The organism is Bradyrhizobium sp. USDA 4451 (assembly GCF_054822585.1).
Map to the genome: position 1 here is coordinate 1,501,620 of NZ_JBTRCH010000001.1, position 25,546 is coordinate 1,527,165.

Genomic DNA, 25,546 nt, shown 5'->3' on the forward strand with positions numbered 1-25,546 from the left:
TGATCTTGCTTCGGCAAGCAGCGCAACTTTGCACGCCTGTGTTGCATCAACATCGCAGTTCCAGGTTGCAAGTTACTCATGATTGAACCACAGTTGCTGAAAGCGGACGTGGTCTGTTGCGCTTGCGCGGGACAAGCCCGGTGCCTCTTCCGCACTGGTGCAGCCATGCAGCGATCGCGGGCAATTTTCATCACAGCTATCGTCTACGCCGTGATCGGCGCGGTCATCGCCACCGGCGGCATCTGGCTCGCCGCGCTGGGTGGATCGATCTTCTACGTCATTCTCGGCATCGGCATTCTCGCCACCGCCGCGTTGTTGCTCGCGCAGCGCCGTCAGGCGCTCTGGCTGTTTGCGATCGTGCTGGTCGGCACGCTGGCATGGGCGGTTGCCGAGGTACGATTCGACTGGTGGCCGCTCGCGGCGCGCGGCGACGTCATCTTCCCGATGGCACTCTGGCTGCTGACGCCGGTGATCGTTCGCGGGCTCTCGCGACACCAGCCGGTGTCCTACGGGCGCGCGACCGCGCCGCTCTGGATCGGCGTGGTGGCGGCAGCCGCCGTGCTCGTCGTCGGGCTGCTGTCGAGCTATCACGACATCAACGGCACGATTACTGAGGCCGGCGCGGCCGTGCAGCAAAGCGAAGCCGACCCGCAGCCGGATGGCGACTGGCGCGCCTATGGACGCACGCAATTCGGACAACGTTATTCGCCGCTGAAGCAGATCACGCCCGACAATGTCGGCAAGCTCAAGGTCGCCTGGACTTTCCGCACCGGCGACGTGGCAACGCCGGAGGATTCCGGCGAGACGACCTTCGAGGTCACCCCGATCAAGGTGCGCGACACGCTCTATCTCTGCTCGCAACACCAGGTGCTGTTCGCGCTCGATGCCAAGACCGGCGCCGAGCGCTGGCGCTACGACCCCAAGCTCGTGCACAACAAGACATTCCAGCACATGACCTGTCGCGGCGTCTCCTATCACGAGACCGCACAGGGTGCCGTCGACTCCGGCGGCAGCCCGGCGCCGGCCGAATGCCCGCGCCGGATCTTCCTGCCGGTCAATGACGGCCGCATGATCGCGCTCGATGCCGACAGCGGCAAGCTGTGCGACGGCTTTGCCGATCACGGCATCCTCGACCTCCAGCAGGGCATGGGAATCAAGACCGCCGGCTTCTTCGAGCCGACCTCACCGCCTGTGGTCAGCGACAAGATCCTGGTCGTGGCCGCCGCGGTGATCGACAATTACGCGGTCGAGGTGCCGTCGGGCGTGATCCGCGGCTTCGATGTCTACACCGGCAAGCTGGTGTGGGCCTGGGACTCCGCCGCGGCCGACGAGAACGCGCTGCCGTCGCCGACGCGGCATTACACCAACGGCTCGCCGAACTCCTGGATCACCGCCTCGTTCGATCCGAAACTCAACCTGGTCTACATCCCGACCGGCAACAACGGACCTGATATCTGGGGCGGCAATCGCGATGCGCTGGTCGAGCGCTATTCGAGCTCGATCGTCGCGCTCGACGTCAACACCGGCAAGCGCGCCTGGTCGTACCAGACCGTGCATCATGACCTCTGGGACATGGACGTGCCCTCACAGCCGAGCCTGGTCGATGTGACGACGGCCAAGGGCGTCGTTCCCGCGATCATCCAGCCGACCAAGGTCGGCAACATCTTCGTGCTCGACCGCAGGACCGGCGAATTGATCGTGCCGGCGCCGGAACGTCCGGTACCGCAAGGCGCCGCGCCCGGCGACCGCAGCGCGCCGACGCAGCCGTTCTCCGAGCTGACCTTCCGTCCCGAGGCAAAGCTGACCGGCGCCGACATGTGGGGCGGCACGATCTTCGACCAGTTGCTGTGCCGGATCATGTTCCACCGCTTGCGCTACGAGGGCACGTTCACGCCGCCGTCGCTGCAGGGCACGCTGGTCTTCCCGGGCAATCTCGGCATGTTCGAATGGGGCGGCATCGCCGTCGATCCCGTCAGGCAGATCGCGATCGCCAATCCGATGTCGCTGCCGTTCGCGTCAAAGCTCATTCCGCGCGGCCCGCAAAATCCGCCGGCGCCGACCGCCGAGAAGCCGGTCGGCAGCGAGGTCGGGGTGCAGCCGATGTACGGCACGCCGTTCGGCGTGGATATTTCGAGCTTCCTGTCGCCGCTCTCCGTGCCGTGCTACCGGCCGCCATGGGGCTCGATGGCTGCGATCGATCTGAAGACGATGAAGATCGTCTGGCAGCATCCCAACGGCACGATCCGGGACACCACGCCGCTTCCGCTTCCGTTCAAGCTGGGCGTGCCGATGCTGGGCGGGCCGATCACCACCGCGGGCGGCGTCGCGTTCTACACCGGGACCTACGAGTACACGATCCGGGCCTACGACGTGCGTGACGGCAAGGTGCTGTGGGAAGATCGCCTGCCCGCCGGCGCGCAATCGACGCCGATGAGCTACGAGGCCGACGGCAAGCAATACATCGTCACCGCGGCCGGCGGCCACGGCTCGTTCGGCACCAAGCGCGGCGACTACGTCATCGCCTACGCATTGATGGATTGAACCGCTTCATCGGGACCGGGCTCTCTTCTCCTTCCCCCTGAAACGGGAAGGTCGGGATGGGGCAGCCACGGGCAACGGGCAAGTGGAGCGAGCAGATCCCCACCCGCTTTGCTCTGGCGAGCAAAGCGACCTCCCCTTTCCAAAGGGCGGTGGAACTGGCCCAACTCGGATAGCCTTGGCAAGGGTTGGCAAGCCCGGCCAAAGCCGCTAAAGGTCCGCCCCCTTTCACATCATATCCGAGCATGACATGTCGAGCGCCCCGCCCGCCGTCTCGATTGGCGTCGATTTTGGCACCAGCAACACCGTGGTCGCGCTGTCCGATGCCGACGGCCGCGTTGAGGCCATCCGCTTCGACCATGGCGGCCGCACGCATAGCGTCTATGTGTCGGCGCTGTGCTTCTGGGAGGAGCGGCCCGGCGCCGGCCTGCATCCGCGCGCCGAGGGCGGCCCGTGGGCGATCGAGCAATTCCTCGAAGGGCGCACGATCCATCGCTTCATCCAGTCGTTCAAGACGTTTGCGGCAAGCTCGGCCTTCAACACCACCCAGATCTTCCGGCAGCGCTACAAGTTCGAGGACCTGCTGGCGGCGTTCCTGCGCACGCTGACACGCCATGCCGGCGACGGATTCGATCTGGGCGCACCGACCATCATGGTCGGCCGCCCGGTGAAGTTCGCCGGCGGCAATCCCAACGACGAGCTCGCGATGCAGCGCTATCGCGCCGCGTTCGAGCGGCTCGGTGCCGGCCATGCGCGCTATGTCTACGAGCCGGTCGGCGCGGCGTTCTCCTTTGCGCGCAGCCTCGACCACGACGCCACCGTGCTGGTCGCCGATTTCGGCGGCGGCACCAGCGATTTCTCCGTGATGCGGTTCTCGCGCAAGGGCGGCGTGCTGCGCGCCGAACCGCTGGGACATTCCGGCATCGGCATCGCCGGTGACACTTTCGACTACCGCATCGTCGACCACATCGTCTCGCCGCGGCTCGGCAAGGGCACCAACTACCGCTCGTTCGACAAGGTGCTGCCGATCCCCAATCACTATTATTCGAGCCTCGCGCGCTGGCACCAGCTCGCGATGATGCGGGGCAATGGCGATTTGCGCGAATTGCAGCAGCTGGCGCGCACCGCGCTCGATCCGGCGCCGCTGAACGATTTCATCACCATCGTCGACCACGATCTCGGCTTCGCGCTGTACCGCGCCGTCTCCGATACCAAAGTCGCGCTGTCGAGCCACGACCGCGTCGAGTTCCGCTTTGCCCGCGCCGGCATCGATATTGGTGCCACCGTGACGCGCGCCGATTTCGAATCCTGGATCGCCGATGATATCGAGCGGCTGGGTGCGACCGTCGACGAGGCGCTGGCGAAATCCGGCATCACCGCGCGCGATGTCGAGAAGGTGTTCTTGACCGGAGGCACCTCGTTCGTGCCGGCGGTGCAGCGCCTGTTCGCCGAGCGTTTTGGCGCAGCGCGGCTGACCTCGGCGGATCAATTCGAATCGATCGCCTATGGCCTCGCTTTGATCGGCCACACGCCCGATCCCGACCGCTGGACCTTCGCCGAAGCGGCGTGACGCTTCGCTTCGCGCCTTGATCCCGGCTCAATGCGGGATTACATCAATTCGATCATCAATCCCCGAGGATGCTTACGACCATGGATTTCACCCTGACCGCAATGCCCATCAGCCTTGCCCACGGGGATATCCATGCCAGCATCGATCGCGCTTTCTCATCTGACCCTGTCCGCGCCTGACGGCCGGGTTCTCGTTTCCAACATCGATCTCAGCTTCGGACCCGAGCGGACCGGTCTCGTCGGCCGCAACGGCGTCGGCAAGACGACGCTGCTCGGCCTGATCGCAGGCCGGCGCGCGCCACACTCCGGCGCGGTCTCGGTGCAGGGACGTGTCGCGATGCTGCATCAGACGGTTCAGGTGCAGCCGGACCAATGCGTCATCGATCTGTTCGACGCGCGCGATGCGCTCACTGCACTGCGCCGTGCCGAGCAGGGCCTTGCGAGCACCGAAGAGCTTGCGGAGCTCGACTGGACGCTCGATACGCGCATCGCGGCTGCGCTCGCGCAGGTCGGACTGAGCGACGTGCTCGACGCGCCGCTGTCGATGCTGTCGGGCGGACAGGCCACCCGGGCGCGCCTCGCCGCGCTGACTTTTGCAGAACCCGACTTTCTGCTGCTCGACGAACCCACCAACAATCTCGACCGCGCGGGACGCCAGGCGGTGATCGACCTGCTCGCCGGGTGGCGCCATGGCGCCATCATCGTCAGCCACGATCGCGCGCTGCTCGAGACCATGGATGCGATCGTCGAGCTGACCTCGCTTGAAGCCAGACGCTATGGCGGCAACTGGAGCCAGTACCGTGCGCGCAAGGCCGTCGAGCTGTCGGCCGCACGCCACGATCTGGCGGATGCCGAGAAGCTCGTCGCCGAGATCGACCGCAAGGCAAGGGAAACCTCCGAACGGCAAGCGCGCAAGGACGGCGCCGGCGCGAAGAAGCGCGCCAAGGGCGACATCCCGCGGATCGCTGCCGGACTGCGCCGGGATCGCAGCGAAGACACCGGCGGCGAGAAGGTCCGCCTCGCCGAGCGCCGGCGGACCCAGGCGCTCGAACTGGCCGCCACGACGCGCCAGCGCATCGAGGTGCTGCAACCTTTCTCGGTGCAACTGCCGTCGACGCAGCTGCCGGCGGGCAGGATGGTACTGCGGATCGAGGCGGCTGACGCCGGCTACGCCGCGGACGCGCCGATCCTGCGTGATCTCACCTTCTCGATCTCAGGTCCGGAGCGCGTCGCGATCACCGGCCCCAACGGCGCCGGCAAGACGACGCTGCTCAGGCTCGTCAGCGGCGAGCTGGCGGCGACGCGCGGCAGCGTCGAGGTGATGACCCGCTTTGCGATGTTCGATCAGGCGGTCAGCCTGCTCGATGCACAGGCCCCGATCCTGGATAATTTCCGCCGCATCAATCCGGAGACGAACGAGAACGCCTGCCGCGCAGCGCTGGCGCGCTTCATGTTCCGCGCCGATGCCGCCTTGCAGATCGTTGCGAGCCTCAGCGGCGGCCAGCTGCTGCGCGCCGGCCTCGCCTGCGTGCTGGGCGGCCCAACGCCGCCGCCACTGTTGATCCTCGACGAGCCGACCAATCATCTGGATATCGAATCGATGGAAGCGGTCGAGGCCGGGCTGTGCGCCTTTGACGGCGCGCTGCTGGTCGTCAGCCACGACGAAGCCTTCCTGGATGCGATCGCGATCACCCGCAGGTTCGAGCTCGGCGCCCATCCCCGCTGACGATAGACGAGCCTCCCCCCAAAATGGCGAAAACAACCCCATGCAAAGGAGTCCGCGGCCGCCGCGACTGATGGACCGGCGCGCTTCGCTGCCTCAGTGCGTGATTTCCTCGAGACACGCGGCCAGTACCTGGACCAGAAACCCTGCAACCCCTCGACAAGCCGTTCGGCACGAGGCTGTCACCCATGTCTTAGGTACGATCTGTTACCTATGTGTCCGGGCTGGACAGGGCGAAGGGTGGCGGAGAGGGAGGGATTCGAACCCCCGATAGGCTTGCACCTATGCCGCATTTCGAGTGCGGTGCATTCAACCACTCTGCCACCTCTCCAGTGGCCCGGGTGATTTGCGCCACCCGCGGTCGGGGCGTGTTCTAGGCGAGGTTGGCGGGACAGACAAGGCGCTGCAATAATATTTCCGTCACCGGCGCGCCACTCCACCGAAATGCCGGAGCGGCGCAAGAACGTGCGCGGAAACAACGCGCTAGCGGGACGGCGCTGATTCGATCGGCGTGCAAGCGAGCCAGAGGCAGCAGGAGCGGACCATGGAGCATGTGACGATTCGAGCCAATGGCGCGGCGTTCCACGTCGCGCGGACCGGGAGCGGCAGGCCGCTGTTGCTGCTGCACGGCTGGCCGGAGTTCTGGCTGACCTGGGAGCCTGTCATGGCGCGGCTGGCCGACCGCTACACCCTGATTGCGCCCGACCTGCGCGGCTTCGGCGACAGCGACAAGCCGCAGGGGCCTTACGGTCCAGATCAGCATACCGACGACATGCTGGCGCTGCTGGATGGGCTCGGGATCGACAGAGCCGGCGTGGTCGGCCACGACGTCGGCGGCGCCGTGATGCAGCCACTCGCCCGCAAGGCGCCCGAGCGAATCGCCGGGCTGTTCCTGTTCGATTTCGTCTATCCCGGCATCGGCCTGCGAATGGCCGCGCCGGACCGGCTGAACCACATCTGGTACCAGTCGTTCCACCAGATGGAGATGGCGCCCGCGCTGGTCGGCACGAGCCGCGAGAGCTGCCGCACTTACATCGGCCATTTCCTGCACAACTGGACCCACCGCAAGGCCGCGTTCGACGACGTGCTCGAGGATTTCGCCGACAATTTCTTCAAGCCGGGCAACCTCGCCGGCGGCTTCGCGCATTATCGCGCCTCACACGCGGGCCGCGTGAAGATGATGCAGGGCGAGGCGCCGGCGCTGCCGCCGATCAATGTCCCGACCTGCATCCGCTGGGCCGAGCACGACCCGCTGTTTCCTTACTCATGGACCGACCGGCTGGGCGAGACCTTCTCCAATCTGGATCTGGAGATGTTTCCCGATGTCGGGCATTTCCCGCATCGCGAGGACCCAGACCGCGCGGCCGCCGAGATCGCCGGCTTCTTCGCGCGGATCAATTGGAAGTGAGAGAAGTGGTGGGACCGCCAGGACGCGACAAAAACTGGCGGTCCCGTGCCGCTTTTCAGTATTGCAGGCCGGGAAGTGCGGCTTCGCCGGTCGGCGGGAGCGACACGGTCCACGGTAGCGGCCGGTGTCGAAACGGCAACGCGAAGCCGATCTTAACCTAACCGATCAACCTTACCGCGCGTCATCGGCACGCAGTGGCGCGACCCGTTTGGCCGGGAGCGTCGCCTGCCCGGATTGCGCGGAGCCTGTCACCGGGCGCGCATTCGCGCGACCCGTTGGCTCCATCCGGGCTACAGGCTAGCCGATCGACCTTACGCGCGATCGCCCGAGCACGCGCCGGCTCAGGCCTCGGCCTTCTTGGCTTTTTTGGCCTTTTTCTCGTTCTTGTCGTCGTCCTTGTCCTCGGCCTTCTCGCTTTTGCCGTTGTCCTTCCTGCGATTGGTGAAGCGGGCATTGCCGAGCCCGGTCCCGATGGTCAGCACGCCCCAGCGCGTGACATCCTGCATGAACGGAACCTCGGACAGCCCCTGCACCACGCCGTCATTGTGCATGACGATCGCGGTATCATGATCGCCGATCTGCGGGATCGCCTCGACCAGATTCGCCGGCAGGTTGAATTTGCTGCTCTCCCAATTGCCGGGCAGGTTCTGCGCGCCCTTCTCGATTCCGCCGTCCTCCTTGATGACGCCGGGACAGGCAATACCGATGAATGGCGCGAGCTTGAGATTTTCCTTCTCGGCGGCGGCGATCAAATCCTTCAGCATCTTCACCAGCCGCTTCACCGCGCCCTCGCGCGTCGGCTCGTCATCGGCGTGGCGCCACAGGTCCGACTTCCAGACCGCCGCCTTGGAGAGATCGGGCGCCTTCTTCCAGCGCGTCTCGACGACACCGCAACGGATATTGGTGCCGCCGATATCGACGGCGAGCACGCCGTCATGGGCCTCGAAGATCCACGAGGGCGCCAGATGCAGCGTGCCGATCAGGCCGGCGTCATCGGGATGAAAGCGGATCGGCGCCAGGTCGACCTTGAAGTCTTCCGACTTCAGGATGATGTCGGTGCGCGCGATGGCGAGCTCGCCGAGCCTGGAGTCGCGGAAGCCGCCGCCAACCACGATGCGCTCGGTCTTGGCCCAGGCCTTGGTGTTGAGGAAGCGCCGCGTCACATAGGCGAGCTCCTGGGCGAACTCCTCGATCGCGCTGTGCACGACCGCGGAGGCCTCGGTGTCGTCGCCGACCAGCATCTCGTCGAGCTTCTTCTTGCTGATCTTGTCCGACGGCTCGTCGCCGAACGGATCCTCGCCGGATTTGCGCAGCGGCTTGCGCCAGCGGTCGAGGATCTTGCGGAACGCACCCTTGGAGGCGCGATCGCCGAGAAAGCCCTCGTCGTCCTTCAGCTCGATGTTGAAACTGTCGATATCGACGGATGGCAGCCGCGCGGCACCGTGGTGCGCGATGCCCGTGGTCAGTCCAGCCTCTTCTGCCATTCGTCCTTGCCTGCCCGAGAGATTTCCTCCACTAACCGCCGGGAACTCAAATGGTTGCTCTCCGCGCGGCGGAGCCGCCGGCAGCGCCGAGAGCTCCGGTCAAGGTGCCGAATTCGGGCAAAAAGCACGCCAAACCCTTCATCTTTGGCCGGTTTTTGCCCTGCTTTACCTTGACTCTCGGTGGTTTGCGGCTATAAGTCCGCCCATCCGGCGCGGGGATTTCTCGCGCCGATTGTTTTTGTGCGGGCCATTTGGGAATTCATTCCCTTTCGCGCGAAACACATAACCCATAGCGACTGAACAAAAAGCCGACCCGGACCATCGGTCCGAGGCCGGAACCGAACACGAAGGAATCAAACGATGTTCGCAGTCATCAAAACCGGCGGCCGGCAGTACCGCGTCGTTCCGAATGATGTACTCGAGATTGGCAAGATCGCCGGCGACGTCGGCACGATCGTGCAGCTAGGCGAAGTTCTGGTGCTCGGCGGTGACACGCCGGTGCTGGGAACGCCCACCGTGGCAGGCGCCACCGTTGCGGCCGAAGTGCTGCAGCACAAGCGCGGCGCCAAGGTGATCGCGTTCAAGAAGCGTCGCCGCAAGAATTCACGCCGCAAGCGCGGCTATCGCGACGAACTCACGGTGCTTCGCATCACCGAGATCCTCGCCGATAACGCCAAGCCGACCATCGGCCCGCGGCCGAGGAAGGAAAAGGTCGCAGCGCCCGCCGATGGCGAGGACGCAGCACCGAAGGCGGCCAAGAAGAAGGCGCCCGCCGCGAAGAAGGCTCCGGCCAAGAAGGCCGCGGCCAAGGCTTAAGAAGAAGTGATCGTCGCGCTCTCAGATGTGAAGCGTGACAAAATGTGAAATGATTCCGTCAAGGAATTGATCTAGAGATCAAAGCGAAGTCGGAGACGAGCTATGGCTCACAAAAAAGCAGGCGGTTCATCGCGCAACGGACGTGATTCCAAGGGCAAACGCCTTGGCATCAAGGCGTTCGGCGGCGAGCGCGTGATCCCCGGAAACATCATCGCGCGTCAGCGCGGCACCACCTGGCATCCCGGCCTTAATGTCGGCATGGGCACCGATCATACCCTCTTCGCCAAGATCGAGGGTCATGTCGAGTTCCGTGCCAAAGCCAACGGCCGCACATTCGTATCGGTTATCCCGATGGCGGAAGCGGCCGAGTAGACGGTGGACACATACGAGTCCGCCGGGTCCTGTTGAACCGGCGGAGTCGCAAAGGGCTCCAAGGGGAGGCGGGATGACCGGCCTCCCCTTTTTGTTGCGCGCGATCCGGTTCGACCGCGCGTGACGTTCCAAGCGTTGCGTAACGATTTTTCGCATCACAGGAGCTCGACATGTTGCAGGACATCCCGACGCCGACCTTGCGTGAGGCAAGAGCTTGCGTCCTCGAGACCGAACGGCTGACATTGCGCAAGCCGACGCTCGCGGACGTAAAAGCCATCGCACGCCTCGCCAATGACCGCCGCATCGCGGAGAACACCCGCCGCCTGCCGCATCCTTATACCCAGGACGACGCCATCGATTTCGTGCGCGCGCTCGGCGCCGGCGGACGCGAGACCGTTTTCCTGATCGAGAACAATCACACGCCGATCGGCATGGTCGGCATCGACTGGCGCGAGGAGACATCGGCCGAACTCGGCTACTGGCTCGGCGTCGATTATTGGGGCCAGGGCTTCGGCACCGAGGCCGCGCGCGCCGTGATCGACTACTTCTTCGAGGAGTTCGATCTCGACCAGCTGATCGCGGGCGCCCGCGTCGTCAACCCGTCGTCGCGCAACATCCTCGAGAAGTGCGGCTTCCAGTGGAGCGGCGTCGAGCTGCACCGCTTCGAGGCGCTGGGCTCATCGAGCCCGGTCGACGCCTTCCGCCTGTCACGCGGCGTCTGGACCTCGCTGAAGAGCTGGAACAACTCGACCCGGCGCGAGAGCTGAACACCAGCACATTGCGTAGGGTGGGCAAAGCGCGAGCGTGCCCACCCTCACGAGCACGATCGCGCCACAGGTCGTCGTCCCCGCGAAGGCGGGGAGGTGGATTCACACTCGAAGTGCAACACTTGAGAGAAGGCCTCGAGAGGGGTTTGGAAGTCAAGGCATTTGCGCGGGGTGTTGTTGTAGGCGTTGATCGACTGGCGGAGGCGGCGCGTCGGGAAGGTCGCGAGATCGGTTTTGCGTGGAATGAAGCGGCGCATCCGACCGATCGCATTCTCGATGCCGCCCTTCTGCCAGGGCGCGTGCGGATCGCAGAAGAAGGTCTCGATCGCGAGGCGGTGCAGCTCCAGGTGACAGGCGAACTCGGTCCCATTGTCGAAGGTAACGGTCTGGCACAGGCCTTCCGGCAAGGCAGCAAACAAGCGGACGAGATGACGGGCGATACCGCGCGCGAGCTTGCTGGCGATGCGGATGCCGAGCAGCAGGCGCGAGGTGCGCTCGTGCACGGTCAGGATCGCCTGACCGTATTTGGAGAACATCATCAGGTCGGCTTCCCAATGACCGGGGGCATTGCGATCGGCGGCCTCGATAGGCCGTTTGTCCAAGGAAACACGGCCTTCTATGAAGCTTGCGGGACTGCCGCCCTTCTTGCCGCGGTAGCCGCGTTTGCTCTTGCCGCGTGGCAGATAACGCCGCCAGCTGAAGTCCGAGGTGCGCCGGATCTGGGCGTATATGAAGCGGTAGATGGTCTCGTGGGAGATCACCTTGCGGCCGTGTTCGCGGGCCAGCCGGCCCGCGACCTGCTCGGGCGACCAGCCCCGACCAAGGCGCTCCAAGACCGCGCGGCGCAGGCCGGGCTCCCGTTCGAGGCGTACGCCCGTCCAGCGCCGCGCTCGCATCTGTTGCTGGGCATAGCTGGGTTTGTAGCCGACCTGGGCGCCAGAATTGCGGTTCAGCTCCCGAGAGATCGTTGATGGCGAGCGATCCAGAGCTGCCGCGATTTGCCGCACCGAGCTGCCATTGGCTGAAAGCCGGGCAATCTCGCATCGCTCGTCCAGGGATAGCTGCTCGTAACTCCGCCCCATCGCAACACCTCCTCAAGGAAGTGTTGCACTTCGTTTGTGAACTCAGGGGACCCAGAGCCACAAATGGTCATTGTTTGGCGGAGCTGTGGCTCCAGCGCAGGTGACGACAAGCAACGGTGGTTATGGTCCCTGCGTTCGCAGGGACGGCAGCTATTATGCGGGGACGCTTTTGCCCGCCGCGCACCTTTACGCCGGCGGGTTCACCGCGGAGTCGATGCGTCCGAGCTGCTGCTCGCGCACGAAGATGTAGAGGCCGGCCGCGATGATGATGGCGGCGCCGACGATGGTGGCCCAGGACGGCACGTCGCCGAACACCACGAAGCCGAAGATCACCGCCCAGACGATCATCGAATACTGATACGGCACCACCACGCTGGCCGGCGCGAGCTTTAGCGAGCGATTCACACAGAGCAGCGCCGCAACCGAGATGATGCCGGCGGCGAAGAACAGCACCAGGCTGCCGGCCGACGGCGTCACCCAGCCGAACGGCGAGAGCACCAGGCCCAGGATGAAGGTGCCGCCGAATTGCGACGTCGCCAGCACGATATCGGGCGTCGCGCGCAGCGAGCGCGTGATCAGCATCAGCACCGCAAACGACAGGCTGCCGCCGAGCGCGATCATCGCCGGCCAGCTGATGGTCTGCGCCGACGGCCTGAGCGCGATCAGCACGCCGCAAAAGCCGACCAGGATCGCGGTCCAGCGCCGCCAGCCGATATGCTCGCCGAGCACGAGGCCCGACATCGCGGTGACGAAGATCGGCCCGGCCAAATAGTAGGTGATGACGTCGGCGAGCGGCAGATAGACAGTCGCCAGGAAGAACGCCGCGACCTCCAGCGTCGACAGCGTGACGCGCAGCAATTGCAGCCACGGCCGCTCCAGATGCAGGAAATCCGCGCGCCGCTGCCACACGATCGGCAGCAGCACGAGCAGCGCCGCGCAGGCGCGCAGCCACAACAATTGCCCGACCGAATAGGTGGCGACGATGAATTTGCCCATCGCGTCGCCGAACGAGAACATGAAGATCGACAGCAGCATCAAGCCGATGCCGGCGAGCCGCGCCGATCGATCGTCGTAGGAGGACAGTTTTGCGAACAGGCTCATGGAGGGATTCCCGGGTCGTCCGGTTTAAGAGCCGTGGATGCCCGGGACAAGCCCGGGCATGACGAATTGAACGGATTGCCGCACCCGCATCGCTGCGATACCGGTAGCCGATCCCGGCAACAAAAAGAGCAGGAAACGCCGCATGAGCGAGTTCGACCCCACCCAGCATCGCATGGTCCCCGCGCAACGCTGGTTCGAGGATTTCGTGCTCGGCGAGCGCTTCGTGATCCCGAGCCGGACCCAGACGTCGGCGGTGTTCGCCGCGTTCCAGACCGCGAGCGGCGACACCCATCCGATCCATTACGACGTCGAATATTGCCGCAACCGCGGCATGCCCGATTTGCTGGCGCACGGCTTCCAGACCCTGGTGCACACCGCGCCCGGCGCGGGGCTGTTTCCCTATGTCGTCGAGGAGTCGCTGGTCGGCTTCCTGGAACAGTCGAGCAGGTTCCTGAAGCCGGTCTATGCCGGCGACACCATCTACCCGGCGCTGGAGGTGATCGAGCTATCGCCCGGCAAGACGACGGGCGTCGTGACCTTGCGCTCGACCGTGCACAACCAGCGCCGCGAGCTGGTGCTGGAGGGCATGCAGAAATTCCTGGTCAGGAGGCGGCCTGCTAGCCTCTAAGCGTGGTGATTTTGGCTGAGTCGGGCCGCAAACTCGTTTCGCCTCTCCCGCTTGCGGGGAAGGCCGACGCGCGTAGCGCGGCGGGTGGGGGCTCTCTCCACAATGGGATTCGCGGCGATACCCCCACCCCAGCCCACCCCGCAAGCGGGAGAGCGAGCGCAGCGTGTTCGCGGTCGCCAGTTCAACCTGACTTCGTCACGCCTCAGGGCCGTAAAAAGGCCCGAAAATTAAGGCTTTTCGCTGATGTGAGGGCCTTTCCGGGTTGCCGCCGCGGCCACCCTGCCCTAACTAGTGAAAATCATGAAATTCCTCGATGAAGCCAAGGTCTATATTCGCTCGGGCGACGGCGGCAATGGCTGCGTCGCGTTCCGGCGCGAGAAGTTCATCGAGTTCGGCGGCCCCTCCGGCGGCAATGGCGGCCGCGGCGGCGACATCATCATCGAGTCCGTCGACGGGCTGAACACGCTGATCGACTACCGCTACCAGCAGCACTTCAAGGCGCCGAAGGGCGGCAATGGCATGGGCAAGGACCGCCACGGCGCCAACGGCAAGTCGATCGTGCTGAAAGTGCCGGTCGGCACCCAGGTGTTCGACGAGGATCGCGAGACCCTGCTGCACGACTTCACCGAGCTCGGCGAGACCTTCGTGCTGGCCAAGGGCGGCAATGGCGGCTTCGGCAACGCGCATTTCAAATCCTCCACCAACCGCGCGCCGCGCAACGCCAATCCCGGCGCGCCCGGCGAAGAGCGCTGGATCTGGCTGCGGCTGAAGCTGATCGCCGATGCCGGCCTGGTCGGCCTGCCCAATGCCGGCAAATCGACTTTCCTGTCGGCGGTGAGCGCGGCGCGGCCGAAGATCGCCGACTATCCCTTCACCACGCTGCATCCGCAGCTCGGCGTCGTGAACTACGGCGGCCGCGAATTCGTGCTCGCCGACATCCCCGGCCTGATCGAAGGCGCGCATGAAGGTGCCGGCCTCGGCGACCGCTTCCTCGGCCATGTCGAGCGCTGCCGCGTGCTGCTGCACCTGATCGATGCGACCTGCGAGCATGCCGGCAAGGCCTACAAGACGGTGCGCACCGAGCTCGAAGCCTATGCCGGCCAGCTCGCCGACAAGATCGAGATCGTCGCGCTCAACAAGATCGATGCTGTCATGCCCGACGAGCTGAAGAAGCAGAAGGAACGCCTCAAGCGCGCCGCAAAGAAGACGCCGCTGCTGCTGTCAGGCGCGACCGGCGAAGGCGTGCAGGATGCGCTGCGTGCGCTGGTCGACGTGATCGGCGAGGCGCCGGTGTCCAACAAGGCCAAGGGCGGCCAGGCGGAGCCGTGGGCAGTGCCGCTGCCGCCGCAGGGCTGAGCGGCGCGAGCCGAACGCCCTTTGGACTTTCCATGCCACTCGTGGCGCCTCTTGCTTCCACCTTCCTGCCAGACCGAACCCATGAAACGCCCCGCGCTCAAGAACTTTCGCCGCATCGTCGTCAAGGTCGGCTCGTCGCTGCTGGTCGACTCGCAGGCCGGCGAGTTGCGCGCATCCTGGCTCGCCGCGCTGGTCGAGGACATCGCAAAACTCCACAAGCGCGGCTGCGAGGTCATGGTGGTGTCGTCGGGCTCGATCGCGCTCGGCCGCAGCCGGCTGAAGTTGCCGCGCGGCCCGCTGAAGCTCGAGGAGAGCCAGGCTGCCGCAGCGGTTGGCCAGATCGCGCTGGCGCGGATCTGGTCGGAGGTGCTCGGCCATCACGGCATCGGGGCCGGGCAGATCCTCGTGACCTTGCAGGACACCGAGGAGCGCCGCCGCTACCTCAATGCGCGCTCGACCATCGCCAAGCTGCTGGAATGGGGCGCGGTGCCCGTGATCAACGAGAACGACACCGTCGCCACGACAGAAATCCGCTACGGCGACAATGACCGCCTCGCCGCCCGCGTCGCCACCATGGCGAGCGCGGATCTCTTGATCCTGCTGTCCGATATCGACGGCCTCTACACCGCGCCGCCGGCGCTCGATCCCGACGCCAGACTGATCCCGGTGGTCGAAAGCATCACTGCGGAGATCGAGGGGATGGCGGGCTCGGCCGGCTCCGAGCTGTCGCGCGGCGGCATGACCACCAAGATCGAGGCCGCGAAGATCGCGACCACTGCCGGCACCCACATGCTGATTGCCTCCGGCAAGATCGAGCATCCCTTGCAGGCGATCGCCGACGGCGGCCGCTGCACCTGGTTTCTCACTCCGGCCAATCCCGTCACCGCGCGCAAGCGCTGGATCGCGGGCTCGCTCGAGCCGAAGGGCACGCTGACCATCGATGCCGGTGCGGTGGCCGCGCTGCGCGCCGGCAAGAGCCTGCTGCCGGCCGGTGTTGTCAGGGTCGACGGCCAGTTCGCTCGCGGCGATGCCGTGGTGGTGCGCGGCCCCGACACCCACGAGATCGGCCGCGGCCTGGTCGCCTACGACGCCGAGAACGCAGAGAAGATCATGGGCCGCTCCTCGCCCGACGTGATGACCATTCTGGGCATCAGCGGCCGGTCCGAGATGATCCATCGCGACGACCTCGTTATCGGCCCAGCCGGCGCGATCCCGGCCAAATAGGCCATTGGGCAGGCATTGTGTGGGCCATCGGCCGAGCGCGGCGGCCGGCCGCCCATCTGCCATGCCGGTTCCGCGCCTCGCCACCCCTCAATTGCCATGCTAGAACATGGCCTTAGAGCATGATCCGGAAAAGTGGGCACCGGTTTTCCGAAGAGATCATGCTCAAACAAGAGCTGGGACTTCCATGAGCGCCCCCCTGAAGGCGATCGACGGCAACGCCGATCTCACCGTCCTGATGACCGACCTCGCCGCCAAGGCGCGCGCCGCCGCGCGCGTGCTGGCGCTGGCGCCGGCGGAGCAGAAGAACCGGGCGCTCACCGCGATCGAACGCGCCATCCGCGCAAATGCGCCGGCCATCCTTGCCGCCAATGCCGAGGACGTCGCCGAAGCCCGCGCGGGCGGCATGAGCTCGGCTTTCGTCGACCGCCTGACCCTGACGCAGGCGCGCGTCGACGGCATGGCCGATGGCGTTGCGACCGTGCGCGAGATCATCGATCCGGTCGGCGCCGTCACCGAAAGCTGGCAGCGTCCGAACGGCATGACGATCGAGCGCGTCCGGGTGCCGCTCGGCGTCATCGGCGTGATCTTCGAGAGCCGCCCCAATGTCGCGGCCGACGCCGGCGTGCTGTGCCTGAAATCCGGCAACGCGGTGATCCTGCGCGGCGGCTCCGACAGCTTCCGCTCCTGCCGCGCGATCCATGACTGCCTGGTGCAGGGCCTGCGTGAAGCCGGCCTGCCTGAGGCCGCGATCGCCCTGGTGCCGACCCGTGACCGCGCCGCCGTCGGCCTGATGCTGACCGGATTGAACGGCGGCATCGACGTCATCGTGCCGCGCGGCGGCAAGAGCCTGGTCGCGCGCGTCGAGGCCGAGGCGCGCGTGCCGGTGTTCGCGCATCTTGAGGGCGTCAACCACATCTATGTCGATGCCACTGCGAAGCTCGACATGGCCAAGTCGGTCGTGCTCAACGCCAAGATGCGCCGTCCCGGCGTCTGCGGCGCCGTCGAGACCCTGCTGATCGATCGCAACGCCGCCGCGACGAAACTGAAGCCGCTGGTCGCGCTGCTGCTCGACGCCGGCTGCGAGGTGCGCGGCGACGACGTCGTGCAAGGCGCCGACGCGAGAGTGAAGCCCGCGTCCGACGAGGACTGGAACACCGAATATGAGGACGCGATCATCTCGGCGAAGATCGTCGACGGCCTCGATCAAGCGATTGCGCATATTCAAGATCACGGCTCGCATCACACCGATGCGATCGTGACCGAGGATGCCGCTGCCGCGCAGCGTTTCCTCAACGAGGTCGATTCGGCGATCGTGCTGCATAACGCCTCGACTCAGTTCGCCGACGGCGGCGAGTTCGGCTTCGGCGCCGAGATCGGCATTGCCACCGGCAAATTCCACGCCCGCGGCCCGGTCGGCGCCGAGCAGTTGACCAGCTTCAAATACCGCGTCCACGGCACCGGGCAGACACGGCCGTGATCATTGTCGCACGCACACGGTAGATCCTTGCAGCAAGCTTCCACCGTGCCGTTGTCCGCAGCCCAGGCGCTTCCGTTCTATACCAACGGCATGCGTATCGGGCTGCTTGGCGGCTCGTTCAATCCGCCGCACGCCGCGCATCGCGCCATCAGCCTGTTCGCGCTGAAGCGCTTGCAACTCGATCGCGTGTGGTGGCTGCTGACGCCGGGCAATCCGCTGAAGAACCATGACGGCCTGCATGCGCTCGCCGAACGTGCCGAAGCGGCGCGCCGCGTCGCCGACGATCCGCGCATCGATATCAGCTGTCTCGAAGCTGTCATTGGCACGCGCTACACTGTCGACACGATCATCCACTTGCGCCGTCGTGTCTCCGGCGTGCACTTCGTATGGATCATGGGCGCTGACAATCTCGCGCAATTCCATCGCTGGAAGGATTGGCGGCGCATCGCGTCCGATGTGCCGATTGCCGTGATCGACCGACCGCCCCAGAGCTTTCGCGCCCTTGCCGCACCGGCTGCGCAGGCGCTCTCGCGCTATCGCATGCCCGAAAATCAGGCGACACGGCTGGCCGACCAGCAGGCCCCGGCCTGGGTGTTCCTGACAGGAATGAAATCCAATCTGTCTTCGACCGGTCTGCGGAACCCGGACGGGAGCTGGAGAACGGCGTGAAGCGCAAAAGGGTTACTGGAATATTGAAACCATTAACCCCACATGCGTAGTATGGTGTGTGGGTGCCGAGGATTCGGCCCCCGCGATACAGTGAAAGGAAATGGTCCCTGGCCACATCTGTATTGTCAAAGTCTGTTTTACCCAAGGTTCCAAAGACTGCGCGTAAAACATCGACGAAAACCGCGGCCTTGCAGGCGCAACCGGACGCCGACAAACCGGATGCCAACAAGACGCTGAGCCTGATCCTCTCCCGCCTCGAGGACATGAAAGCGGAAGAGACGGTCACCATCGACCTCCGCGGCAAATCCGCATATTCCGACTACATGATCGTCACCACCGGCCGGGTGAACCGGCACGTTGGCGCGATCGCGGAAAATGTGACGAAGAGCCTCAAGGAAAACGGGGTCAAGAACATCCATGTCGAGGGCTTGCCCAATTGCGACTGGGTGCTGATCGATTCCGGCGAGGTGATCGTGCACGTGTTCAGGCCTGAGGTGCGCGAGTTCTACAATCTCGAACGGTTGTGGACTCAGAACCCGGCGGTCGCGGCGGTCTAAGGGGTGTCGAAGCCGATGCGAATCGGCTGCAGCGCAGATAGTTTGCGCTGATGCGCCTTGTCGTGATCTGCATCGGCCGCCTGAAGCAGGGCCCTGAACGGGAGCTCGCGGAGCGGTACCGCGAGCGCTTCGAGGATATCGGCCGCAAGCTCGGCTTTCGCGGCCTGGAGATTCATGAGATTGCGGAGAGCCGCGCGCGCGACACGGCTGCGCGGATCGCGGAAGAAGCTGCGGCGATCGCGGCGCTGCTGCCGGACAAGCACATGCTGGTCGCGCTCGACGAACGCGGCAAGAGCATCGACAGCGCAAGCTTCGCGCAGCAGCTCGGCCACTGGCGCGACGAGGGACAGCCGCATACGGCTTTCGTGATCGGCGGCGCGGACGGACTTTCGCCGGAATTGCAGCGCAAGGCTTCGTTGCGAATTGCATTCGGCTCCGCGACCTGGCCGCATCAAATGGTCCGCGTCATGCTTCTGGAACAGATTTATCGGGCCGCAACCATTTTGGCCGGCCACCCCTATCATCGCGCGTAAGGCGCGGTGACCGACAGTCGAAAGCGCTGAACGCACGCGAATGCAGCACAAGCGGGACACAGCTTCGTATTTCGGCACCGCGCGCCGCTGGCTGCCGGAGGCTTTGTCGGTCGCGATCTTCGCCGCCGCTCAGCTGTCAGCAGCGCACGCGCAAACGACCTCACCTGCGCAGCAACCCGCGCCGCCCCCGCAGCAGGCCGCAACGGCGGAGACCTCGCCCGACGCCATCAAGCAGCGCGAGCAGGAGCTCGAGGCCGCGCGCGAACAGCAGCGCAAGGCGGCCGAGCAGCAGGAGAAGCTGAAGGCCGACATCGCGGCGATCGGCCAGGACCGCAGCAAGCTCAATCAGCAGCTGATCGATATTGCCGGCCAGGTGCGTGGCGTCGAGACCCGGATCGCGGATGCCGAGGCACGCCTGCAGCCGCTCGACGGCCGCGAGCGCGAGATCCGCAGCTCGCTCGATTCACGCCGCTCCGACGTGATCGAGGTGCTGGCCGCGCTGCAACGCGCCGGACGGCGCACGCCGCCGGCGCTGCTGGTGCGGCCGGAGGACGCGCTGCAATCGCTGCGCACAGCAATGCTGCTCGGCGCCGTGGTGCCGGAGCTGCGGGTCCGCGCCGAGAAGCTTGCGGCCGACCTCGGCGAGCTGGTCGCGCTGCGCAAGACCATCTCCGCCGAGCGCGATGCGCTGGCGGCCGACCGCGACAAGCTCAGAGAAGACCAGACCCGGCTTGCGGCGCTGGTCGACGAACGGCAACGGCAGCAGAGCGCGGCGGAAAAGGACATGGAGGCGGAAGGCGCGCGCGCCGTCGCGCTGGCCAAGCAGGCCGACAGCCTGCAGAGCCTGATCGCCAAGATGGAGCAGGACCTCAAGAGCGCGGCCAAGGCCGCCGCCACGGCGAGCCTCCAGGGGGCGCCGGCGACGGTTAACGGCAAGCCGAATCTGGGAGCCGTGAAGGATCCCGCCCGCATGAGCCCGGCGGTCGCCTTCGCCTCGGCCAAGGGCCTGTTCTCGTATCCGGTGAATGGCACCAAGATTCGCGAATTTGGCGGTTCCGATGGCGCGGGAGGCGTACAAAAAGGCATTTCTTTGGCGGCGAAACCGGGCGCGCAGGTCACAACCCCGTGTGACGGCTGGGTAGTTTACGCTGGTCCTTTCCGCAGCTATGGACAACTCTTGATCCTCAATGCCGGGGGCGGGTATCATGTCCTGATCGCCGGGATGGAGCGTATTTCGGTAAACATCGGCCAGTTTGTACTGACGGGGGAGCCGGTTGCGACCATGGGGTCGACGTCCCAGGTTGCATCCATTCTCGCGACCAATGCGAGCCAGCCAGTGCTCTATGTCGAGTTCCGGAAAGACGGCACTCCAATCGATCCAGGTCCATGGTGGGCCGCAAATGAAGGCGAAAAGGTTCGCGGATGATGCGCAAGACTTCGGTAATTCTCCTGAGCGCCGCCACCGGCGCGGCCCTGACGCTTTTCGTCACGCAGCCCCGCGCTGTGCTGATGGGATCGAGCGCGCGCGCCGCGACGTCGGACACCTACCGCCAGCTCAATCTGTTCGGCGACGTGTTCGAGCGGGTGCGCAGCGACTATGTCGAGAAGCCGGATGATTCCAAGCTGGTCGAATCCGCGATCTCGGGCATGCTGTCCGGCCTCGATCCGCATTCGAGCTACATGGACGCCAAGAGCTTCCGCGACATGCAGGTGCAGACCCGCGGCGAATTCGGCGGCCTCGGCATCGAAGTCACGATGGAAGACGGCCTGATCAAAGTGGTCTCGCCGATCGACGACACTCCGGCCTCGAAGGCCGGCATCATGGCCAACGACATCATCACCACCCTCGACGACGAAGCCGTGCAGGGCCTAACCCTGAACCAGGCCGTCGAGAAGATGCGCGGTCCGGTCAACACCAAGATCAAGCTCAAGATCATCCGCAAGGGCCAGGACAATCCGATCGACGTCACGCTGGTGCGCGACAACATCCGCGTCCGCTCGGTGCGCGCGCGCGTCGAGGCCGACGACATCGCCTATATCCGCATCACCACCTTCAACGAGCAGACCACCGAAGGCCTGAAGAAGGAGGTCGCCAATCTGCAGGGCCAGATCGGCGACAAGCTGAAGGGCTATATCATCGACCTCAGAAACAACCCCGGCGGCCTGCTGGAAGAAGCGGTCACCGTGTCCGACTCCTTCCTGGAGCGTGGCGAGATCGTCTCGACCCGCGGCCGCAATGCCGAGGAAACCCAGCGCCGCGCCGCCCATCCGGGCGACCTGACCAAGGGCAAGCCGGTCATCGTGCTGATCAACGGCGGCTCGGCCTCGGCGTCTGAGATCGTCGCGGGCGCGCTGCAGGACCACAAGCGGGCAACGCTGGTCGGCACCCGTTCGTTCGGCAAGGGCTCGGTGCAGACCATCATCCCACTCGGCTCGGGCAACGGCGCACTGCGCCTGACCACCGCGCGCTATTACACGCCGTCGGGCAAGTCGATCCAGGCCAAGGGCATCGTGCCCGATATCGAGGTGCTGCAGGACGTGCCGGAAGAGCTGAAGGCGCGCACCGATACCAAGGGCGAGGCCTCGCTGCGCGGCCATCTGAAGAACGATGGCGACGAGAAGACCGGTTCGCAGTCCTACGTCCCGCCGGATGCCAAGGACGACAAGGCGCTGAAAATGGCCGACGATCTGCTGCACGGCATCAAGTCGACCTCGAACGCCACGCCGGCGCCGGCCGGTGACAAGGCGCCCGGCGACAAGGCCGCCGCCGACAAGCCGGCCAACAAGTCCGCGAACTAATCCAATCCGATCGATTCGGCGAAAGGGCGGCCCTCGGGCCGCCCTTTCTGCTTTCGGATGTCCACCCGTAACCGTGCTTTGACGGGGCGGCCGGTGCGCGGGAATGCACCGCATCGTGCTATCGTTCGCGCTGTTGATTCGGGGAGGGTCATGGCAGAAGCGGCCGACGAACTGAGCACGCCGCTTGGGCAGAAGACCGTGGGCAGGACGCGCCGTATCCGCCTGCCATTCACGGCGATGCAGGCGCTCGCCGTGCTGCTGGGCCTCGTGCTGGTCGGCTTCGCCGGCGTCGCGCTGTTCAACGACAACCCGCTCGGCGGCGAGCCGATGGCCCGGATCGCGCTCCGCAATGCGCCGCCCGCAGCCGGCGACGACAAGCACGCCCCGGCCGCCCAGCCGGCCGAGCCGGCGGTCAAATCCGCCGCCAAGGCGCCGGGCGCATCGAGCGACGCCAGAACGGTCACCATCATCGACGGCTCCAGCGGCAAACGCCAGGATGTCGTGATCGGCGCCGGCGATCCGGCGGACAAGGCCGATGGCGAGGCATCTCCGGTCGCGATGGCCGGGGTCGACCCGCGCCTGTTGGAAAAGTCGCGCTACGGCATGATCCCGATGGTCGCTGACGGCCTGAAGCCGTTCACGGTCTATGCGGCCGAGGCCGACCGTGCCAAGGCGGCCCGGATGCCCGTGGTTGCCATCGTGGTCGGCGGCCTCGGCGTCGGCGCCGCCAAGACCGCCGACGCCATCATGAAGCTGCCGCCGGCCGTGACGCTGGCCTTCACGCCCTATGGCGCCGACCCCGGCAAGCTTGCGGAACGTGCCCGCGCCCAGCGCCACGAGATCCTGCTGCAGATCCCGATGGAGCCGTTCGACTATCCCGACAACGATCCGGGCCCGCAGACCCTGCTGACCACCCTGGGCAGCGAGCAGAACCTCGACCGGCTCTATTGGCATCTGAGCCGCCTGCAGGGCTATGCCGGGATCGCCAATTTCATGGGGGCGCGGTTCGTCGCGACCGATCTCGTGATGCAGCCGATCGTGCGCGAAGCGGCCAAGCGCGGCCTGAGCTGGTTCGACGATGGTTCCACCCCGCGCAGCGTGGCGCAGACGCTGTCCGCGGGCCAGTCGCTGCCGTTCGCCAAGGCCGATTTCGCCATCGACGCGGTGCCGACGTCGGCAGAAATCGACCGCGCACTGGTCAAGCTGGAAACCATCGCCAAGGAACGCGGCACCGCCGTGGGCGTCGCCTCGGCGCTGCCGGTCTCGATCGAGCGGCTCGGCGCCTGGCTCAAGACACTGGACTCCAAGGGCATCATGCTTGTGCCATTGACAACGGCGATGCTGAAATCAAAATCGGGCTAGAAGATCAATCTGTTGGTGCGACTTGAGACCTTGCCGGGGGGCCGGGTCTGGTGGCGCCGGGAACTGGGCGAGGTAGCGGCAGCATGGCACGTTATGAAGACCTGCCCTATCGAACCTGCGTCGGCATCATGCTGCTGAATACCGCCGGGCTGGTCTTCATCGGACGCCGCGCCGGCGGCATCGAGCATGTCGACGACGCCCATGTCTGGCAGATGCCGCAAGGCGGCGTCGATCCCGGCGAGGATACGTTTCAGGCGGCCAAGCGCGAGCTTTACGAGGAGACCAGCGTCAAATCGGTGGAGAAGCTCGGCGAGGTCGCGGACTGGCTGATCTACGACATCCCGCGCACCGTCGCCGGGCGCGCCTGGAAGGGCCGCTATCGCGGCCAGCGGCAGAAGTGGTTCGCGTTGCGCTTCACCGGCAAGGACAACGAGATCAACGTCGCCAATCCCGGCGGCGGCCACAAGGCCGAGTTCATCACCTGGCGCTGGGAGCCGATGAAGAATCTGCCGGAGCTGATTGTGCCGTTCAAGCGGCCGGTCTATGAGCGCGTCGTGAAGGAATTTGCCGCGCTGGCAGCCAAATAGACCCACGACGCAGCGCCGAAATGTCATCAGATAAGCCCTATCGGCCCAATGTGGGCATTGCGCTGTTCAACGCGGCCGGACGCGTGCTGATCGGCCACCGGATCAAGGACGACGGTCCGGAGATCGTGCTGCCCGGCCTCGACTGGCAGATGCCGCAGGGCGGCATCGACGACGGCGAGGATCCGCGCCAGGCCGTGATGCGCGAATTGTGGGAAGAGACCGGAGCGGTCAGCGCCGATTATCTCGGCGAGACCGACTGGATGACCTACGAATTCCCCGCCTATGACGGTCCGGCCTCGCACCGGCTGGCGAAATTCCGCGGCCAGCGGCAGAAATGGTTTGCGCTGCGCTTCACCGGACACGACGCCGAAATCGACCCGTTGACGCCGCGCAACGGCCAGCCCGCCGAGTTCGATCAATGGCGCTGGGAGCGGCTCGACCGTGTCGCCGATCTGGTGGTGCCGTTCCGCCGCGACGTCTATCGCACGGTCGCGACCTGGTTCGCCGAATTCGCCGGCTGATCCGGCGGCGGAATCCGTCGCGCATCGCCCGGCGTCATGCCGTAGGTTGCGCGGAACACGCGATAGAAGGTCGCGATGCTGTCGAAGCCGCAGGAGAATGCGATCTCGTCGATGCTGCGCTCCCGCGTGGCATAGAGCAGCCGCCTCGCCTCTTTCAACCTCGCCGCCGTCAGCGTCCGCGCGAACGACAGGCCGGTCGGCTCGAACAGCGCATGCACTTGCCGCAGCGAAATGCCGAGCTCGGCGGCAACAGTGGCCGGCGAGAGCGAGGCGCGATGCAGATCGCGCAACAGGATTTCGCGCGCGGCGTGGAGGTAGCCGGCATGCAGCGCGGCCCGGACCTCATCCTGGCGCGGCCGCACGCGCCCGCGCGCGAGCAGCGCCAGGCGCACCATATGCGTGACCTCGGCAGTGAACTGGCCGGCTTGCGCCGGATGCTGCGTCATGGCGCGGAACATGGCGCCGACCAGCCTGGTCAGGCCCGCGCCCCGCGTCAGCATGACCGGCGGGGCATCCTCGATCCGCGCACCAAGGGCGAGGTCGGCGGTGACGGGGATCTTGAGGCTGAAGAAGTGGAAGCCATCGGTCCGGTCGGGCGTCGACGCAAACGGAAGATTGGAGTGGCCGAACACCAGATCCCCGTTGTCCACCCACTGAACACGATCGCGGCCGATATTCAGATGACCGGGGCCGCGCACCTGCCAGGCGAGTTGCAGGCTGTTGCTCGGGACGCGCGCGATATCGGACGACGTGCGGCTGACGCGATAGGACGACGCCGACATTTCCGCCAGCACGGCATCGCCGATCGGCGTCGCGGAAAAGCGCCCGCGGAAGTCGGGCCGTTTGTCGCGCTCGAGCTCGATGGTGACCCCGAACAGGCTCTTGCCGCGCACGTCGCACCAATGCTCGAAGCGGTCTTGCGGGCGGAGCGCGTCGGTGGAGAAAGTCAGCACTTCAGAATGACCCGTTACGT

The 25,546-nt window shown here is 65.7% G+C and carries 23 protein-coding genes and 1 tRNA gene; 19 read left to right on the forward strand and 5 right to left on the reverse strand.

The features are described from left to right. Nucleotides 1–165: 165 nt before the first annotated feature. From ACVMB0_RS06880 to ACVMB0_RS06890, 3 genes are all read left to right on the forward strand, one after another. Nucleotides 166–2,541 carry a glucose/quinate/shikimate family membrane-bound PQQ-dependent dehydrogenase gene (locus tag ACVMB0_RS06880; protein WP_461345722.1) on the forward strand — a complete coding sequence of 792 codons (2,376 nt, stop codon included), beginning with the start codon at nucleotides 166–168 and terminating at the stop codon, nucleotides 2,539–2,541. A 247-nt stretch (nucleotides 2,542–2,788) separates the two neighbouring features. Beyond that, nucleotides 2,789–4,108 (forward strand): Hsp70 family protein, encoded by a 1,320-nt coding sequence (locus ACVMB0_RS06885; RefSeq protein WP_461345723.1) that lies wholly within the window; start codon nucleotides 2,789–2,791, stop codon nucleotides 4,106–4,108. A 132-nt stretch (nucleotides 4,109–4,240) separates the two neighbouring features. Beyond that, on the forward strand, nucleotides 4,241–5,833 hold the full coding sequence (locus ACVMB0_RS06890) for an ABC-F family ATP-binding cassette domain-containing protein (RefSeq protein ID WP_461345724.1): 1,593 nt from the start codon (nucleotides 4,241–4,243) through the stop codon (nucleotides 5,831–5,833). 238 nt (nucleotides 5,834–6,071) lie between these two features. Here the strand turns inward: ACVMB0_RS06890 and ACVMB0_RS06895 are convergent. Continuing rightward, nucleotides 6,072–6,161: transfer RNA gene (locus ACVMB0_RS06895), tRNA-Ser, on the reverse strand. A gap of 213 nt (nucleotides 6,162–6,374) precedes the next feature. On the opposite strand from ACVMB0_RS06895, the gene ACVMB0_RS06900 reads away from it, so the two are divergent. Beyond that, a complete protein-coding gene (locus ACVMB0_RS06900; RefSeq protein ID WP_461345725.1) occupies nucleotides 6,375–7,238 on the forward strand; it encodes an alpha/beta fold hydrolase in 864 nt (287 codons plus the stop codon). A gap of 341 nt (nucleotides 7,239–7,579) precedes the next feature. Here ACVMB0_RS06900 and ACVMB0_RS06905 read toward each other — a convergent pair whose 3' ends face one another. Continuing rightward, entirely contained in the window at nucleotides 7,580–8,722 is a 1,143-nt protein-coding gene (locus tag ACVMB0_RS06905) for an ROK family protein (RefSeq protein ID WP_461345726.1), read from the reverse strand. A 360-nt stretch (nucleotides 8,723–9,082) separates the two neighbouring features. On the opposite strand from ACVMB0_RS06905, the gene rplU reads away from it, so the two are divergent. The 3 genes from rplU (at nucleotide 9,083) to ACVMB0_RS06920 (ending at nucleotide 10,677) form a co-directional block, all read left to right on the forward strand. After that, the gene (gene rplU / locus ACVMB0_RS06910) at nucleotides 9,083–9,538 is read left to right on the forward strand and encodes a 50S ribosomal protein L21 (protein WP_461345727.1); all 456 of its coding nucleotides are present in this window, start codon (nucleotides 9,083–9,085) and stop codon (nucleotides 9,536–9,538) included. A gap of 102 nt (nucleotides 9,539–9,640) precedes the next feature. Continuing rightward, on the forward strand, nucleotides 9,641–9,910 hold the full coding sequence (gene rpmA / locus ACVMB0_RS06915) for a 50S ribosomal protein L27 (RefSeq protein WP_028336337.1): 270 nt from the start codon (nucleotides 9,641–9,643) through the stop codon (nucleotides 9,908–9,910). Between the two features lie 170 nt (nucleotides 9,911–10,080). After that, nucleotides 10,081–10,677 (forward strand): GNAT family N-acetyltransferase, encoded by a 597-nt coding sequence (locus tag ACVMB0_RS06920; protein ID WP_456751549.1) that lies wholly within the window; start codon nucleotides 10,081–10,083, stop codon nucleotides 10,675–10,677. A 47-nt stretch (nucleotides 10,678–10,724) separates the two neighbouring features. Here the strand turns inward: ACVMB0_RS06920 and ACVMB0_RS06925 are convergent, their stop codons facing one another. Further along, on the reverse strand, nucleotides 10,725–11,759 hold the full coding sequence (locus tag ACVMB0_RS06925; protein WP_461345728.1) for an IS30 family transposase: 1,035 nt from the start codon (nucleotides 11,757–11,759) through the stop codon (nucleotides 10,725–10,727). A gap of 186 nt (nucleotides 11,760–11,945) precedes the next feature. Then, the gene (locus ACVMB0_RS06930) at nucleotides 11,946–12,860 is read right to left on the reverse strand and encodes a DMT family transporter (RefSeq protein WP_461345729.1); all 915 of its coding nucleotides are present in this window, start codon (nucleotides 12,858–12,860) and stop codon (nucleotides 11,946–11,948) included. Nucleotides 12,861–13,002: 142 nt separating this feature from the next. Between ACVMB0_RS06930 and ACVMB0_RS06935 the strand changes: the two genes are divergently transcribed. The 12 genes from ACVMB0_RS06935 to ACVMB0_RS06990 all read left to right on the forward strand — a co-directional run bounded on the left by ACVMB0_RS06935 (nucleotide 13,003) and on the right by ACVMB0_RS06990 (nucleotide 24,573). After that, nucleotides 13,003–13,488, forward strand: coding sequence for a MaoC family dehydratase (locus tag ACVMB0_RS06935; protein ID WP_461345730.1), 486 nt, complete (start codon nucleotides 13,003–13,005; stop codon nucleotides 13,486–13,488). A 300-nt stretch (nucleotides 13,489–13,788) separates the two neighbouring features. Further along, nucleotides 13,789–14,844, forward strand: coding sequence for a GTPase ObgE (gene obgE, locus ACVMB0_RS06940; RefSeq protein WP_461345731.1), 1,056 nt, complete (start codon nucleotides 13,789–13,791; stop codon nucleotides 14,842–14,844). Nucleotides 14,845–14,925: 81 nt separating this feature from the next. Then, entirely contained in the window at nucleotides 14,926–16,068 is a 1,143-nt protein-coding gene (proB, locus tag ACVMB0_RS06945) for a glutamate 5-kinase (RefSeq protein WP_456751545.1), read from the forward strand. 184 nt (nucleotides 16,069–16,252) lie between these two features. Further along, entirely contained in the window at nucleotides 16,253–17,545 is a 1,293-nt protein-coding gene (locus ACVMB0_RS06950) for a glutamate-5-semialdehyde dehydrogenase (RefSeq protein WP_461345732.1), read from the forward strand. 45 nt (nucleotides 17,546–17,590) lie between these two features. Then, nucleotides 17,591–18,214 carry a nicotinate-nucleotide adenylyltransferase gene (locus ACVMB0_RS06955; protein WP_456756379.1) on the forward strand — a complete coding sequence of 208 codons (624 nt, stop codon included), beginning with the start codon at nucleotides 17,591–17,593 and terminating at the stop codon, nucleotides 18,212–18,214. A 188-nt stretch (nucleotides 18,215–18,402) separates the two neighbouring features. Further along, nucleotides 18,403–18,771 (forward strand): ribosome silencing factor, encoded by a 369-nt coding sequence (gene rsfS, locus ACVMB0_RS06960; RefSeq protein WP_016847840.1) that lies wholly within the window; start codon nucleotides 18,403–18,405, stop codon nucleotides 18,769–18,771. A gap of 50 nt (nucleotides 18,772–18,821) precedes the next feature. Beyond that, complete coding sequence (gene rlmH / locus ACVMB0_RS06965; protein WP_461345733.1) at nucleotides 18,822–19,304, forward strand: 23S rRNA (pseudouridine(1915)-N(3))-methyltransferase RlmH; 483 nt, start codon at nucleotides 18,822–18,824, stop codon at nucleotides 19,302–19,304. 40 nt (nucleotides 19,305–19,344) lie between these two features. After that, nucleotides 19,345–20,730, forward strand: a complete 1,386-nt coding sequence (locus ACVMB0_RS06970; RefSeq protein ID WP_461345734.1) for a murein hydrolase activator EnvC family protein — start codon at nucleotides 19,345–19,347, stop codon at nucleotides 20,728–20,730. Continuing rightward, entirely contained in the window at nucleotides 20,727–22,103 is a 1,377-nt protein-coding gene (locus ACVMB0_RS06975) for a S41 family peptidase (protein ID WP_456751541.1), read from the forward strand. The genes ACVMB0_RS06970 and ACVMB0_RS06975 overlap by 4 nt, the downstream gene beginning before the upstream one ends. Before the next feature lie 150 nt (nucleotides 22,104–22,253). Then, nucleotides 22,254–23,465, forward strand: a complete 1,212-nt coding sequence (locus ACVMB0_RS06980) for a divergent polysaccharide deacetylase family protein (RefSeq protein ID WP_461345735.1) — start codon at nucleotides 22,254–22,256, stop codon at nucleotides 23,463–23,465. Nucleotides 23,466–23,548: 83 nt separating this feature from the next. Continuing rightward, nucleotides 23,549–24,052: an RNA pyrophosphohydrolase gene (locus tag ACVMB0_RS06985; RefSeq protein WP_456751539.1), complete on the forward strand. Its 504-nt coding sequence runs from the start codon at nucleotides 23,549–23,551 to the stop codon at nucleotides 24,050–24,052. A gap of 20 nt (nucleotides 24,053–24,072) precedes the next feature. Next, nucleotides 24,073–24,573, forward strand: coding sequence for an RNA pyrophosphohydrolase (locus ACVMB0_RS06990; RefSeq protein WP_461345736.1), 501 nt, complete (start codon nucleotides 24,073–24,075; stop codon nucleotides 24,571–24,573). On the opposite strand, the gene ACVMB0_RS06995 is transcribed toward ACVMB0_RS06990, so the two are convergent. Then, nucleotides 24,531–25,526 (reverse strand): AraC family transcriptional regulator, encoded by a 996-nt coding sequence (locus ACVMB0_RS06995; RefSeq protein WP_461345737.1) that lies wholly within the window; start codon nucleotides 25,524–25,526, stop codon nucleotides 24,531–24,533. The genes ACVMB0_RS06990 and ACVMB0_RS06995 overlap by 43 nt on opposite strands. Nucleotides 25,527–25,546: the final 20 nt, after the last annotated feature.

Excerpts from the sequence above, each read along its gene's own strand:
- rpmA (WP_028336337.1), top strand. The coding sequence starts at position 9,641 with ATGGCTCACAAAAAAGCAGGCGGTTCATCGCGCAACGGACGTGATTCC.
- rplU (WP_461345727.1), top strand. The coding sequence starts at position 9,083 with ATGTTCGCAGTCATCAAAACCGGCGGCCGGCAGTACCGCGTCGTTCCG.
- rlmH (WP_461345733.1), top strand. The coding sequence starts at position 18,822 with ATGCGCCTTGTCGTGATCTGCATCGGCCGCCTGAAGCAGGGCCCTGAA.
- ACVMB0_RS06980 (WP_461345735.1), top strand. The coding sequence starts at position 22,254 with ATGGCAGAAGCGGCCGACGAACTGAGCACGCCGCTTGGGCAGAAGACC.
- ACVMB0_RS06880 (WP_461345722.1), top strand. The coding sequence starts at position 166 with ATGCAGCGATCGCGGGCAATTTTCATCACAGCTATCGTCTACGCCGTG.
- ACVMB0_RS06905 (WP_461345726.1), bottom strand. The coding sequence starts at position 8,722 with ATGGCAGAAGAGGCTGGACTGACCACGGGCATCGCGCACCACGGTGCC.
- ACVMB0_RS06990 (WP_461345736.1), top strand. The coding sequence starts at position 24,073 with ATGTCATCAGATAAGCCCTATCGGCCCAATGTGGGCATTGCGCTGTTC.
- ACVMB0_RS06970 (WP_461345734.1), top strand. The coding sequence starts at position 19,345 with ATGCAGCACAAGCGGGACACAGCTTCGTATTTCGGCACCGCGCGCCGC.
- ACVMB0_RS06935 (WP_461345730.1), top strand. The coding sequence starts at position 13,003 with ATGAGCGAGTTCGACCCCACCCAGCATCGCATGGTCCCCGCGCAACGC.
- ACVMB0_RS06925 (WP_461345728.1), bottom strand. The coding sequence starts at position 11,759 with ATGGGGCGGAGTTACGAGCAGCTATCCCTGGACGAGCGATGCGAGATT.
- ACVMB0_RS06950 (WP_461345732.1), top strand. The coding sequence starts at position 16,253 with ATGAGCGCCCCCCTGAAGGCGATCGACGGCAACGCCGATCTCACCGTC.
- ACVMB0_RS06885 (WP_461345723.1), top strand. The coding sequence starts at position 2,789 with ATGTCGAGCGCCCCGCCCGCCGTCTCGATTGGCGTCGATTTTGGCACC.
- obgE (WP_461345731.1), top strand. The coding sequence starts at position 13,789 with ATGAAATTCCTCGATGAAGCCAAGGTCTATATTCGCTCGGGCGACGGC.
- ACVMB0_RS06975 (WP_456751541.1), top strand. The coding sequence starts at position 20,727 with ATGATGCGCAAGACTTCGGTAATTCTCCTGAGCGCCGCCACCGGCGCG.
- ACVMB0_RS06930 (WP_461345729.1), bottom strand. The coding sequence starts at position 12,860 with ATGAGCCTGTTCGCAAAACTGTCCTCCTACGACGATCGATCGGCGCGG.
- ACVMB0_RS06900 (WP_461345725.1), top strand. The coding sequence starts at position 6,375 with ATGGAGCATGTGACGATTCGAGCCAATGGCGCGGCGTTCCACGTCGCG.
- ACVMB0_RS06890 (WP_461345724.1), top strand. The coding sequence starts at position 4,241 with ATGCCAGCATCGATCGCGCTTTCTCATCTGACCCTGTCCGCGCCTGAC.
- ACVMB0_RS06985 (WP_456751539.1), top strand. The coding sequence starts at position 23,549 with ATGGCACGTTATGAAGACCTGCCCTATCGAACCTGCGTCGGCATCATG.
- proB (WP_456751545.1), top strand. The coding sequence starts at position 14,926 with ATGAAACGCCCCGCGCTCAAGAACTTTCGCCGCATCGTCGTCAAGGTC.
- ACVMB0_RS06920 (WP_456751549.1), top strand. The coding sequence starts at position 10,081 with ATGTTGCAGGACATCCCGACGCCGACCTTGCGTGAGGCAAGAGCTTGC.